This is a genomic window from Niastella koreensis GR20-10 (genome assembly GCF_000246855.1).
GTDB classification, from domain to species: domain Bacteria; phylum Bacteroidota; class Bacteroidia; order Chitinophagales; family Chitinophagaceae; genus Niastella; species Niastella koreensis.
Map to the genome: position 1 here is coordinate 8,561,875 of NC_016609.1, position 12,707 is coordinate 8,574,581.

Annotated in this window: 12 protein-coding genes; 5 read left to right on the forward strand and 7 right to left on the reverse strand. The window is 46.7% G+C overall.

The features are described 5' to 3' along the window. Positions 1–38: 38 nt before the first annotated feature. Positions 39–1,178, reverse strand: coding sequence for an N-acetyl-alpha-D-glucosaminyl L-malate synthase BshA (bshA, locus tag NIAKO_RS34465; protein ID WP_014223133.1), 1,140 nt, complete (start codon positions 1,176–1,178; stop codon positions 39–41). 95 nt (positions 1,179–1,273) lie between these two features. Here bshA and NIAKO_RS34470 point away from each other — a divergent pair, with 95 nt between their 5' ends. Then, a complete protein-coding gene (locus tag NIAKO_RS34470) occupies positions 1,274–2,650 on the forward strand; it encodes a M20/M25/M40 family metallo-hydrolase (RefSeq protein ID WP_014223134.1) in 1,377 nt (458 codons plus the stop codon). Between the two features lie 63 nt (positions 2,651–2,713). After that, positions 2,714–3,088, forward strand: coding sequence for a hypothetical protein (locus tag NIAKO_RS34475; protein WP_014223135.1), 375 nt, complete (start codon positions 2,714–2,716; stop codon positions 3,086–3,088). On the opposite strand, the gene NIAKO_RS34480 is transcribed toward NIAKO_RS34475, so the two are convergent. Together NIAKO_RS34480 and NIAKO_RS34485 are read right to left on the reverse strand one after the other, a co-directional pair. Further along, positions 3,085–3,798, reverse strand: a complete 714-nt coding sequence (locus tag NIAKO_RS34480; protein ID WP_014223136.1) for an SAM-dependent methyltransferase — start codon at positions 3,796–3,798, stop codon at positions 3,085–3,087. The genes NIAKO_RS34475 and NIAKO_RS34480 overlap by 4 nt on opposite strands. A 133-nt stretch (positions 3,799–3,931) precedes the next feature. Beyond that, entirely contained in the window at positions 3,932–4,702 is a 771-nt protein-coding gene (locus NIAKO_RS34485; RefSeq protein ID WP_014223137.1) for an EI24 domain-containing protein, read from the reverse strand. Between the two features lie 150 nt (positions 4,703–4,852). Between NIAKO_RS34485 and NIAKO_RS34490 the strand changes: the two genes are divergently transcribed. Then, positions 4,853–5,476: a DNA-3-methyladenine glycosylase gene (locus NIAKO_RS34490; protein ID WP_014223138.1), complete on the forward strand. Its 624-nt coding sequence runs from the start codon at positions 4,853–4,855 to the stop codon at positions 5,474–5,476. A 178-nt stretch (positions 5,477–5,654) separates the two neighbouring features. On the opposite strand, the gene NIAKO_RS34495 is transcribed toward NIAKO_RS34490, so the two are convergent. Further along, complete coding sequence (locus NIAKO_RS34495; RefSeq protein WP_014223139.1) at positions 5,655–6,683, reverse strand: PorP/SprF family type IX secretion system membrane protein; 1,029 nt, start codon at positions 6,681–6,683, stop codon at positions 5,655–5,657. Positions 6,684–6,876: 193 nt separating this feature from the next. Further along, on the reverse strand, positions 6,877–7,527 hold the full coding sequence (upp, locus tag NIAKO_RS34500; protein ID WP_014223140.1) for a uracil phosphoribosyltransferase: 651 nt from the start codon (positions 7,525–7,527) through the stop codon (positions 6,877–6,879). Between the two features lie 97 nt (positions 7,528–7,624). On the opposite strand from upp, the gene NIAKO_RS34505 reads away from it, so the two are divergent. Together NIAKO_RS34505 and NIAKO_RS34510 are read left to right on the forward strand one after the other, a co-directional pair. Beyond that, positions 7,625–8,728 carry an anhydro-N-acetylmuramic acid kinase gene (locus NIAKO_RS34505; protein WP_041349876.1) on the forward strand — a complete coding sequence of 368 codons (1,104 nt, stop codon included), beginning with the start codon at positions 7,625–7,627 and terminating at the stop codon, positions 8,726–8,728. Positions 8,729–8,845: 117 nt separating this feature from the next. Next, complete coding sequence (locus tag NIAKO_RS34510; RefSeq protein ID WP_014223142.1) at positions 8,846–10,564, forward strand: M28 family peptidase; 1,719 nt, start codon at positions 8,846–8,848, stop codon at positions 10,562–10,564. A gap of 233 nt (positions 10,565–10,797) precedes the next feature. Here NIAKO_RS34510 and NIAKO_RS34515 read toward each other — a convergent pair whose 3' ends face one another. Further along, positions 10,798–11,202, reverse strand: a complete 405-nt coding sequence (locus NIAKO_RS34515; protein ID WP_014223143.1) for a hypothetical protein — start codon at positions 11,200–11,202, stop codon at positions 10,798–10,800. A gap of 330 nt (positions 11,203–11,532) precedes the next feature. Next, a complete protein-coding gene (locus NIAKO_RS34520) occupies positions 11,533–12,678 on the reverse strand; it encodes a T9SS type A sorting domain-containing protein (protein WP_014223144.1) in 1,146 nt (381 codons plus the stop codon). Positions 12,679–12,707: the final 29 nt, after the last annotated feature.

Here is a 12,707-nt window from a genome sequence, read left to right on the forward strand (position 1 = left end):
GTTGACGGGTTAAAACGTTAACCCGTCAACGTATTAACTTATACGCGAGACGCTATATTCTGCAGAAAACGATTATACAACGCTTCGTACCGGGGAACAATAGTTTCGATATCGTATAAACGGGCATGGGCAGCTGCTTTTGTTTTAAACCGGTTCAGTTTGTTTTCATCAGACAGCAGTTCAATAGCCCGGATGCTCATAGTTTCCACATCGCCCACATCGGCCAGGTACCCGGTTTCCCCCTCGATATTTACTTCGGGCAAACCACCTGCGTTACTGCTTATCACCGGTACACCGGCTGCCATAGCTTCCAGCGCTGCCAATCCAAAGCTTTCATAATCGGAAGGCAGAATGAACAGATCACTAATAGCCAGTACTTCTTCAATTTGCTCCTGGCGGCCAACAAAACGGGTTTCATCATAAACGCCCAGTTCGCGGGCAAGGCTTTCTGCGGCGGGGCGTTCAGGCCCATCGCCCACAAACAGCAATTTGCTGGGTACTTTTTTGTTCAGCTCGGCAAATACTTTCACCACATCGGTCACCCTTTTCAGTTTACGGAAGTTGGAAGCATGCAAAACCACTTTCTCGTTATGCGGCGCAATTACGCGGCGGAAAGCATCGATGGGTTTTTTGCGAAAGCGTTTAACATCCACAAAGTTCTGAATGACCTTGATCTCTTTTTCTATCTTGAAATTATTATACGTTTCATCGCGCAGGTTTTGCGACACCGCGGTAATGGCATCGCTTTCATTGATGGAAAACGTAACCACGGGCGCAAAGGTTTTATCCTTCCCAACCAGGGTAATATCGGTACCGTGCAGGGTAGTGATCACCGGGAGGATCTTGCCCTGTTTTTCCAGTATTTTCTTGGCCATATACGCGGCCGACGCATGGGGGATGGCATAGTGCACGTGTAACAGGTCGATATTATTATTAACTATAACATCTACCATGGTACTGGCCAACGCGGTTTCATATGGCGGATAATCGAACAGCGGATAATTAGGCACCCGTACCTCGTGATAAAAAATATTGGCATTAAACTCACTCAGCCTCACCGGCGGTTGGTACGTAATAAAATGAACCTGGTGGCCTTTATCGGCCAGTGCTTTGCCTAATTCTGTTGCCAGAACACCACTTCCTCCAAACGTTGGGTAGCAAACAATTGCAATGCGCATACTGCGATTTATATATTAAGATGGTGAAGGTAATTTAAAACGGCCAAAAACGGTCGGGGGGATCATTTTGACTATTTTAGCGTAAAATAACGCACATGAGATTGAAATTGTTTACGCTAGTGTTAACAATTCTGGCTTTTAATGCCCGTGCCCAAAACGAAGATTCGTTAAAAATAAGGGCCATCGCCGATGAAATACTCCTGCATAGCTCCGCTTACGAAAATTTACGCGTACTTACCAAACAGGTGGGTGGCCGCCTGAGTGGTTCCCCCCAAACCTATAAAGCCGAAGCCTGGGGGCACAAAGCACTCGAAAAGGCCGGGGCCGACCGGGTATTAGAACAGCCCTGCCTGGTGCCCCACTGGGTGCGTGGTGGTAAAGACCTGCTCGTACTGCCCGGCTGGTCAACCCATATACTTGATGTACTGGCATTGGGGAATTCTGTAGGCACCGGACCAAAAGGTATTTCGGCGCCGGTAATATTGGTAAATTCTTTTGAAGAGCTGGAGAAAAAGAAAGACCAGGTAAAAGGCAAGATCGTTTTTTATAATATCAAGTTCAATGATACTTACATTAAAACCTTTGAAGCATACCGCGATGCCGTAGTGTACCGGGGGGCAGGGCCCAGCCAGGCTGCTAAATATGGGGCAGTGGGCGTGTTGATTCGTTCTATGAGTCATGCCGCGGATAACAACCCGCATACCGGTACAACCCGTTACAACGATTCGTTCCCCAAAATACCTGCAGCAGCGATGGGTTTGCAGGATGCTGATAAACTGGCGGCGTACCTGGTAAAAGCATCCGAACTGGTACCGGAAGTACGAGTTAACCTGACAACGAATGGCAAAATGCTGCCCGATACGGTAGCGCATAATATTATTGGTGAGATCACCGGCAGCGAGTTTCCCGACCAGATCATTACCATCGGCGGTCACCTCGATAGCTGGGACCCCGCTGAAGGTGCGCATGATGATGGAAGTGGCTGCGTACATTCAATAGAAGTATTAAGGGCATTAAAAGCCATCGGGTACAAACCCAAACGCACCATCAGGGTGGTATTGTTTGCCAATGAAGAGAACGGTACCCGCGGCGGCCTCAAGTACGCGGAGGAAGCCAAGCTTAAAAAGGAGAAACATATTTTTGCGCTGGAAAGTGATGAAGGCGGCTTTACCCCCCGCGGTTTTGGGGTAACCATGCCGGCCGACCAGCTGAATAAATTACGCAGCTGGCTGCCTTTGCTGTCGCCCTATGGCATCAGTGAGATCAACAATGGCGGTGGCGGATCTGATATTGGTCCCCTGGCTAAAGAACTGGGTACCCCGTTGGCGGGGTTACAACCCGATTCGCAACGGTATTTCGATATCCACCATGCCCGCAGCGATGTGTTTGAAGCCGTGAATAAACGCGAGCTGGAACTGGGTGCTGTTTCTATTGCGGCATTAATATATCTTGTGGACAAATACGGTCTTTAACCAATAGGCAATAAACAATTGCCTATTGGTTATTGCCTATTGAACTAACCCTTACTTACAATAATGAAAAAGATCATTCTAATCGTAGTTCTCTTGCTTTTACTGGTAGCATCAGGCATCATATACTTTAGGTATTTCTATGTGTTTGGCGAAGGAGTGAAATCGGGCCATTTGAATTACGTGGTACTGAAAGGTGATGTCTTCAAAACCTACGAAGGCAAATTGATCCAGGGCGGATTCAAGTCCCGTTCAGCCGGCACCATACAATCGAATGATTTTGAGTTCTCCATTGTAAATAAATCGATCGCCGAAAAAATGATGACCAACAGCGGTAAATGGTTCGATCTGCATTACCGCGAATACCACCATGTAGTGGCCTGGCGCGGCAATACCGTTTATGTGGTGGATAGCATTCTTTCTATGCGCGATGACTATTAATTACCTGCGAGCATACAAAATATAGCAGGGCGTTTGTGCAGATCGGGCAGTTGGGCTTTCCACTGCCCCAGTGTTTTGGTATGTATGTATTCGGTGGGCGCCGTAATATCTGCTGCAATACACAACCTGGTAGTGGGTTTACCGGTTTTTATCAATGTTTCCAACAGTTGGTTATTCCGGTAAGGCGTTTCAATAAACACCTGCGTACAATTCTTCCTGGCCGATTCATTTTCCAGTTCTTTAATGGCTTCCCTGCGTTGCGTGGTATCGATGGGCAAATACCCCACAAACTGAAACTGCTGGCCATTCATGCCACTGGCCATCAATGCCAGTAAGATACTGCTGGGGCCAACCAGCGGTTTTACCGTAGCGCCCGCTGCATGGGCTGCATCTGTCAACAACTGACCAGGATCAGCAATTCCGGGGCAACCCGCTTCGCTGATAATACCAATCGTTTTATTGGCCTTTACATGTTTGTTGAAGGCGGTAAGCGTGGCTACGTTATTGGTTTTGTCAATAAGCACCCAGGTATAGTTATCTATCACCATTTCCTTCCAGATGCTTTTTAAATAACGGCGTGCCGTACGTTCATTCTCCACAAAAAATACCTGGCACTGGCCTACTGCATCCTTAACATACGCAGGAATGGTCTCTGTTGCCTTTTCATCCAATACAGAAGGGATCAGATATATGGTGCTTGTTGATTGCAATTTGTTTGTTTTTAGTTCTCAGTTCTCAGTTGTTTTAAGCCCGGAGGCTGCCGCGCAGTGGTGTATCGGCTTTTGGCTTTCAGCTTTTAGCTTTTAGCCTGTATTTGCCCGCTGCCTGAAGCTTGTAGCTGTATTATTCCATTCCTACTTTATCATCTCTATGATACAGGCTAATAGTAGCCGCTACCACAGCATATGCAGGAGCTAATACCCAGCCAATAACAGGCAACAGGTGCATCAGGTAGAACACAATGCCATTGCCAATAGCCAGTCCCTTGTGTTTGCCAATAAAAGCAATGCTTTCACCGGGCGACAGGCGATGGCGTTCGCAACTATAATCCAGCATGGAGAAACCATAATAATAGCAATCTACCAGTACGATGGTTACCGGTACTACCCAGCCTACCAGGGGAATAAAAGAAAGTATAAGTAACGAAATGGTATATACCGATTGCCACAGGGTGTTCCGCAAGGCCAGTTTAATACCCCGTACGATGTCGGCAAACAGTTGTTTAAAGCTGAAAGGAAAATCTTTTCCTTCCATAATGGCTTCGGTTTTTTCGCTCAGGTAGGCGAACACCGGAGAACCTATAATGAGGAACATATATTTGAACAGGGAGAAATAAAACAGCATCATAATGAGCTGCACTATAAGTCCACCCATCATGAATAAAAAGCTCAGGATCTGGCTGCGTTGGGAATTCACCCAGCGGTCTATGCCCAGCCAGTGATTAAAAGCCGAAACAACCTGGCTGCTGGAGACCCAGAAGAAAATGAAACCCGCAATGAACAACAGGGTGTAAAAGATCCCGGGCACTATGATCCATTTCCAGAGCTTGTGCTCCCTGATAAAGCGATGCGCCCTGGCATAGGACTGAATGGCGGTAACGATTTCTTTCAGCAAGTTTTATAAATTTGATTTTTCCATATTCTATAGTTGGGCGGGCCCAAACTTAGTAAATATTTCAATTAGGACATGGAATGAATCCACAATCAGCCATATTTTGAGTATAATACACGCTTATAGGTTATTATATTAACGTCATTAACGCCAATGAAAAAATTAGCATCCGGGTTCTATAATCGTGCCGATGTGGTGAAAATAGCGAAAGAATTGATCGGCAAAATACTGGTTACTCAATTTGGGGAAGGAATAACGTCGGGCCGTATTGTAGAAACCGAAGCCTATGCCGGCGCCATTGACCGGGCCTCGCATGCATTTAACAACAGAAGAACCAACAGAACGGAAGTGATGTATAAACCCGGCGGCGTTGCCTATGTATATCTTATCTATGGCATCCATCAATTGTTTAATGTGGTCACCAACATAAAAGATGTTCCGCATGCCATCCTCATTCGTGCGCTGGACCCTATTTACGGCATAAACACCATGCTGGAGCGTACGGGAAAACACCGGGCCGATTATACCCTTACCAAGGGCCCGGGCAATGTGTCGAAAGCATTGGGTATTACTACCAGTCATACCGGCGTTGATTTGCTGGGCGATGAGATCTACATTGCCGAAGATGATTTTGCAGTGGCCAAAAAAGACATCATCGCCACCCCGCGCATAGGCGTTGATTATGCCGGCGAAGATGCAAAACTGCCCTACCGCTTTATTTTAAAAGACAATCCGTACGTAAGCGGAAAGAAAACGCAGAATACGCCGAAGGCTTAACGCTGAAGGCTGAATGCTGAACGCCGAACGCAAAACGCAGCATGCCGGAAAAGAAACCAGAATGGCATAAAATACAAATGCCGCCAAATCTATTTTATTTGGCGGCATTTGCGTAGTATTATTTTACCTGTTGGTTATATTATCCGGAGCGCTCTGAGCGTAGTCAAAGGGCGAAGGACTAGAAGTGCGGACAAGGAATGCCTTTATAACCCGGCGGACGTTTTATAAAGATGAGTGATATTTCAATGCCGCCACGGCTTTGAGAGGCCGCTTTCAGGCTCGAAACGTTAACATCATACGAAGCACCCAGCCTGAACCCGCTAAACTCCAGGCCCACGTAAGGGATCAGCGCGTCGTTCACGTTGTTGAAGCGCGTCCATAAACCTGCATAAAAGCTGGTAGGGTTGTCTTCATCCTCGTTCATATTGAACCCAACGGCGCCACCGGCCACCACATTGGTAGCACCGGCCTGCCGGCTGAATAATGTACTGATATAAATATTGCGGGTATTATCTGCGAAGGGGATAGAACCACCCGCATTTACGGTTACCCGCGGATTGAGTGTATAAAAGATATCACCGGTAAACGATTCTCTTGGTTTGTTAAGGTGGTAGCCGCTTACACCGAAGTAGTAGTTGTTATAACCATCGGTAGAGCCATTGAACAGGGCGCCAACCGACACGTCGAAATAACTCAGGTTTATCTGACGGTCATTAACGGTTTCACCACTGGGGTTGGTCCAGCCGCCAAACTGGTCCAGCTCATCTTCAAAGTTCAGTTTGGTACCATCGAGCCGTTTTGTATTGTAAGTACCCTGAAAACCGATCCCGATCGAGTTCAACCCATCTTCGTCGATCCCTTTGTGATAGGACGTCGATACGGAGAGTAAATTAGTGGATAGGATACCGTTAGCTGTTTTATCTGTCATTGCCAGCACCCCTACACCCCACGTATCCAGATCTGAGATCTTGTTACGTAAAATAGGCGCGTCGAACGATACTGTTGAGGTAACAAAAGCCTTACTGATTGCAGGCCATTGGTCCCGGTAGTTACCGGCAATGCGGAAATCACCGTTGAATTTACCGGTCAAAGCAGGGTTCAATGTAAGGGGAGAAACGAAGAATTGTGAAAAATTGGGGTCTTGTGCTACCGCAGTCTTCAGCAGGGTGCAAAGTATGATCGCAATATAAAATTTCCTCAGTCGCATAAGTTGTGAGTCTAATAACAAAATACGAAAAAAAACGACACGTCAGAGCATATAACGGTGTAATCAGGTATTAATTTTCCGCACAGGAATATTTGCTCAAAAATCGAAATGTCTAATGTATACTATATTTTTTAAGAAAGGGTTGGCACAGGAAAAGATAGTGCTTTAGCACTAGTAAGATGAGATAGTATTTTTACATCTGCACCTTGGTCCCGAATGCCAGATCGCCGGCGTCTCCTAATCCGGGAACAATGTAACCTTTGGCGGTCAGTTCTTCGTCAATGTCGCCGCACCAGATCTTCACCTGGGGCTCACTGCGCCGCACATATTCAATTCCCACACTGCAGGCAATGGCGGCTACTACGTGTATCTCGCGCGGGTGTCCTTCTTCGCGCAGGTATTGGATGGTTTTAACCAGGGAAGAACCGGTTGCCAGCATCGGGTCTGAAATGATCACCACCCGGTTTTCGAGTTCGGGACAGGAAATATAGTCCAGGCTGATCTCGAAGCTGCCATCCAGATTGTGTTTGCGGTAAGCCGAAATAAATGCGTTGTCGGCTTTGTCGAAGTAGTTCAGCAAACCCTGGTGCAGCGGCAGTCCGGCCCGCAGAATAGTGGCCAGTACCGGCTGTTCTTTCATTACTTTGGAGGGGGCGATGCCCAGCGGCGTTTGTACTTCCTTTTCTTCATATACCAGCGTGCGGCTGATCTCGTAAGCGGCTATTTCACCAATACGTTCCAGGTTACGGCGGAAACGCATGCGGTCCGACTGAATTTGAACATCCCGGATCTCGCTGATCCAGTCGCAAATCAGGGAACATTTATCACTGAGGTTAATAACCATGAGAAGAGTTTTGGATTTAATATGGCGATATATGAAATTTGACGGGCAAATCTATTCCAAAATATTCTTTTTTAATACCAGAAATCTACCAAACGCTATGATATATCGGGCAATCGGCTTAATGAGCGGCAGTTCTCTTGACGGACTGGATCTCGCTTTTATTGAATTTCACGAAAGTAAAGGGGTGTGGGAATATGAAATAAAAGCGGCGGATTGTTCCCCCTATTCCGAAGAGTGGGCGAAAAAACTGAAGGGCGCCATTGAGCTTAACGCATTGGATTATCAGCTGTTGCATACCGAATACGGGCATTATATCGGGGAGCAGGTAAATGCGTTCATCGAGCGCAACAACCTGCAGTACCAGGTACAGTTGATTGCTTCTCACGGCCACACCACCTTTCATGTGCCTGCCAAAAAAATGACAGGCCAGCTGGGCGATGGCGCTGCCATAGCCGCGGTTACCGGTATTAACGTGGTAAGCGACCTGCGCGCCATGGATGTTGCCCTCGGCGGACAGGGCGCCCCTATTGTTCCCATAGGGGAGAAATTGCTCCTGGGTAATTATACCTTTTTCCTGAACCTTGGCGGAATTGCCAATATTTCCTACAATCATCCCGATAAATACCTCGCGTTTGATGTTTGCCCGGCCAACCGGGTTATGAACATGCTGGCGCAGGATGCAGGCAAACCATATGATGACGGTGGTGAGCTGGCCGCTGCAGGCACTATAAATATCAGCCTGCTGAAAATGTTGAACGACCTGGAATATTACCAGTTGCCCTATCCCAAATCGCTGGCCAATGATTTTGGCACCGATGTGGTATATCCATTGATAACAAGCAGCAACTCCACTACCGAAGATACCCTGGCCACCATGGTGGAACACATTGCCATCCAGATTGGCGAACAGGTAAAAGCCATGCTGGAAAAGCAACCAACAACCAATACCGGAATGAAGCTGCTGGCCACTGGCGGCGGCGCCCACAATACTTTCCTGCTCCAACGCCTGCAGGCAACGTTACAACCCCTGGGGGTGGAAGTAGTAACCACCGATAAGAACCTGATCGATTATAAGGAAGCGCTCATCATGGCCCTCATAGGCGTATTACGCTGGCGCGAAGAAAACAACGTATTGTCTTCCGTTACCGGCGCCACCCGCAGCAGTATTGGGGGAGCGGTTTGGATAGGACAGGAAGCGTAAGACCAATGTGATAATTTGATAATGTGCTAACGTGATAATGGAAAACAGCCCGCATTTCTGGAAATTAACAGCCGGTAATTAAAGGAATGCTTAAATTTATTTTCCAACTACCTCTTCATGAAAAAGCTACTGACTTTATCCTGCTCACTCCTGCTATTGACAGCTGTAAAGGCCCAAACCTCCTCCAGCGAAAAAAAGTACGCCAAAATATTGGAAAAAACCTTTAATGAACAACAGGCATACAACACCGTTTGGTTTGTAGAACAGCGCTGGCGCCTGGCCGGGAACAGTGGTTTTAATGAAAGCATTTACCAGGTAGAAAAAATCCTGCAACAGGCCGGCTTTACAAAGGAAACCAATGGTGAAGCAACAGGCATCCTTACCTACCGCATTGAAAAACGCCCCCTGAAACACGTGACCTGGGAGCCCGTTGATGCCAGTGTTTATATTGTTGGTGACAAAGAACCATTGTTGCAATTCAAAACAAACCGCAACATGATTGCCATGTATTCGGCATCTACACCTGCAGCAGGTGTAACCGCCGAACTGGTATACGTTGGCAAAGGCAGCGCCAAAGAGCTGGAAGGGAAAGACCTGAAAGGAAAAATTGTAATGGCCGAAACCGGTATTGGCGGCGTGTATAATAATGCTATAAAGAGCGGCGCCATCGGGGCCATTGCTTATTCCATGCCCCGATACAACCAACCCGCAAAATATACCAACTCCATACAATTTCAGGGTATCACCTATACAGATTCGGTGAATCAGAAATGGGGCTTGCTGTTATCCTATGCCGCAAAAGAAAAGCTGAAAGCGGCACTTGATAAAGGACCGGTATCGCTGAAAGTGATGGTGAACACAAAGATCTATACGTCGGAAGAATTGACGCTGGTAGCCAATGTGCGGGGCAAAACAAAACCCGATGAACGGTTTGTGTTCAGTGCGCATGTACAGGAGCCGGGCGCTAACGACAACGCATCCGGCGTAGGCACGCTGGCCGAAATGGCGCGCACCACGGCCGAACTGGTGCAAAAGAAAAAACTAACCCCGCAGCGCACCATTACTTTTTTGTGGGGCGATGAAATTGTTTCCACCCACCGGTATATCCATGATGATTCGGTAAGAGCGAAAGGCATTAAATGGGGCCTGAGCCTCGACATGGTAGGAGAGGACATTCAAAAAACCGGCGGCACCTTCCTCATTGAAAAAATGCCCGATCCTTCGGCTATCTGGACGCGTGGCAACGAGAAACACACCGAATGGGGTGGGGGTGAGTTAAAGGAAGAAAACCTGTTTCCGCATTACTTCAATGACCTGCTGTTAAACCGGTGTTTGAATGAGGCTGCTATAACCGGTTGGGTAGTACGTACCAATCCGTTTGAAGGCGGCAGTGACCATACCCCTTTTCTGAATGCAAAGATCCCCGGTTTACTGATGTGGCATTTTACAGACGTGTTTTATCATACCGATGCCGACAGGCTTGATATGGTGTCGCCTGTTGAAATGAAACACGTTGCCAAAAGCGCCCTTACTACGGCCTATCTGCTTACTACAGCCAACGATAAAACCGCTACGGCGCTTATCAACGACATTACCCGCAATGCACTGCAACGCTTACAAACCGAATTTGATCTAAGCAAACAAGCCATCCAGGCCGGAGGCGATAAAACAAAAGAACAGCACATCCTGCAGGTATGGTGCGACTGGTATGTGAAGGCGTTGGGTACTGCCAGTGACATTTCTACAGGAGGGGGTGGTAAAACTGTTCAGCAATCTATTGAAAAGGGCCAACAGCAAATTAAGGAGCAGACAGGGGTTTATATTTCTCAGCTTTAGTTGACCAGTTGATCAGTTAACCAGGAGGTTGATAGGGTTGATAGAGGGAAAAGTTGACAAGTTAACATGTTGACGAGTTAACAAGGTTAAGAAGTTGAATTTTATCGTGAGGTTGCCAAACTCCCCCTTCCGCCAGTTGGCGGAGCCGGGGGGAGGCTCAACAAAAAAGCACCGGTAAAACCGATGCCCTTGTGAAATCTCTATCTAATAATTAAATGACTGGACTGCTTTAATTACTTCAGTTTGTTAACTGTTGTTTCTTCAACGTAAGTATGACTTCTGTTGATGGTATATACATCAGTTACATTGTTCTTTTTTGATTTAACTGATACGTTCAGGGCAGTATCACCAAACTCTTCAGCTTTCAGCATGAACTTCTTGCTTACGTTAGCGCCTTTGAAGGTATTAACATAAATCACGTTGCCGGCTTCATCACGGAAAGTCACGGTGATCTCATCATCCTGAGAATTGCTCAGGTCTAACTGGAACACAGGCTGGTTCTCCAGGTTTCCGATGAACTTCAGTTCTGATGTATGGTTGGTTTTATCTTTATCTCCGTCGTTTGCGAGGGTTACTGTAGAAAAACCTAAGGTTAAAGCGATTAATGCTATACCCAAATTCCTCATTGCCTTTTTCATAATTGTAAAGTTTATATATGTTATTGATCTGTTACTACGTCGTGATATGGGAGTTACAATCGCGTAATATGGAGTTTTACAATCGTGGTAGGCAGTCAATGCGTAGGCTAAGCGGTGGGAAGCAACGTATTTTTACTTGAGGAACACCGGTTGGTGTTGTTTGTTACGTTTCGTAATGCAAACATACAACGGGTTAACTTCACCCTGAAATCAACATAAGGCTGTTTTTAGGATGGGTAAGGTCATAATGAAAATACAAAACCCGCTATGGTAGCGGGTTTTGGTGCAAAAAGGTCATGATGCCCAAACGTTATTCACGTGATTTATGGCTTATTTCTTCTGGATTTTTATTTTCCTGTTTCGGGCACTTATTACATACATACCCGGCTGTAAATGAGCCACATCAAGTTGTATCATATTATTTTTCGCGGGGGCCGACAAAAACAACAGTTTTCCACAAAGGTCTGTCAGCACTACCCGTTCACCGGCAATAACACCCGCTACCTGTACAACAGTTGAAGCGGGATTGGGATAACACTTTAAAAATAGGTTATCAATATATTCATAGGGCAATATGGTTGAATACCGTACCTCTCCCGAAGTGTAGGAGGCTTTTAACCGGTAATACGATTGACCGGATAATGGTTGCGCATCCAGAAAGGTGAACAGCGATGTGTTACTATTCTGTTGTGGTACGCCTTGTAGCGGTAACCACTTCATACTATTTACTGATCGTTCAACAGTATACGTAACTGCTGCATCTGCCGTGTTCATCTTCCAGGAAAGGGCAGCCGAATTATTGGCGCCATTGGCCACCTGAAATTGTAAAGTCTGCTGCGATAATACAGCTACTAAATAAGAAACGGTTATACTGATATAATTGATCCTGGCGGCAGGGAACAGGGCTGCAGTGCCATGAATTTTTGCTGAGATGGAAAAGCCAAAGTTGCTATTGTTGACATCTGCCGGCGACCAGCTGCTGCCCCATAGGTCGCTATTACTTCCATACGATGCATTGCCATCTGTGAGGAGGGGCCATTCCACTCCTGTAGCCGCTTCGTTGGTACCGGTGAGCACGCCATTTTTCATTAGGCGCACATCGATATCTTTTACGCTCGAAGTATGAAATATCAGGTCCACATTGGTAGCGCTTCTTACCACCGTTGCCTGGATGCCACAAATGGAAGCTGCTGCAGGAATATTAAACCCAAAACCTTTTACCTGCAGGTAATCTGTTGTTTCGTCTCCAAACAACTGAAGAAGGGATCCGGCAATGCTACGGTTGCCATCACTGATAAATGCGTTCGACGGGTTGTTGAAAGAATAAATGCTTGCGCCTGTTGATACGCTCGCTGAAGACGTAGGGCTGGCAGCAGTGTCAACACACTGAGCCCTTAATAGAGAGGTATTGATAGATGCATAGCAAAATAAGAGCATGGCAATCTTGTTGCCGCGGATAGCGGGTACTGGAATCATGGTAAATGGATTAAATTAGTGTAGGTGTT

Coding starts and splice junctions, on each gene's coding strand:
- NIAKO_RS34490 (WP_014223138.1), top strand. CDS start 4,853: ATGAAAAAATTAGCATCCGGGTTCTATAATCGTGCCGATGTGGTGAAA.
- NIAKO_RS34520 (WP_014223144.1), bottom strand. CDS start 12,678: ATGATTCCAGTACCCGCTATCCGCGGCAACAAGATTGCCATGCTCTTA.
- bshA (WP_014223133.1), bottom strand. CDS start 1,178: ATGCGCATTGCAATTGTTTGCTACCCAACGTTTGGAGGAAGTGGTGTT.
- NIAKO_RS34505 (WP_041349876.1), top strand. CDS start 7,625: ATGATATATCGGGCAATCGGCTTAATGAGCGGCAGTTCTCTTGACGGA.
- NIAKO_RS34470 (WP_014223134.1), top strand. CDS start 1,274: ATGAGATTGAAATTGTTTACGCTAGTGTTAACAATTCTGGCTTTTAAT.
- NIAKO_RS34510 (WP_014223142.1), top strand. CDS start 8,846: ATGAAAAAGCTACTGACTTTATCCTGCTCACTCCTGCTATTGACAGCT.
- NIAKO_RS34495 (WP_014223139.1), bottom strand. CDS start 6,683: ATGCGACTGAGGAAATTTTATATTGCGATCATACTTTGCACCCTGCTG.
- NIAKO_RS34475 (WP_014223135.1), top strand. CDS start 2,714: ATGAAAAAGATCATTCTAATCGTAGTTCTCTTGCTTTTACTGGTAGCA.
- upp (WP_014223140.1), bottom strand. CDS start 7,527: ATGGTTATTAACCTCAGTGATAAATGTTCCCTGATTTGCGACTGGATC.
- NIAKO_RS34515 (WP_014223143.1), bottom strand. CDS start 11,202: ATGAAAAAGGCAATGAGGAATTTGGGTATAGCATTAATCGCTTTAACC.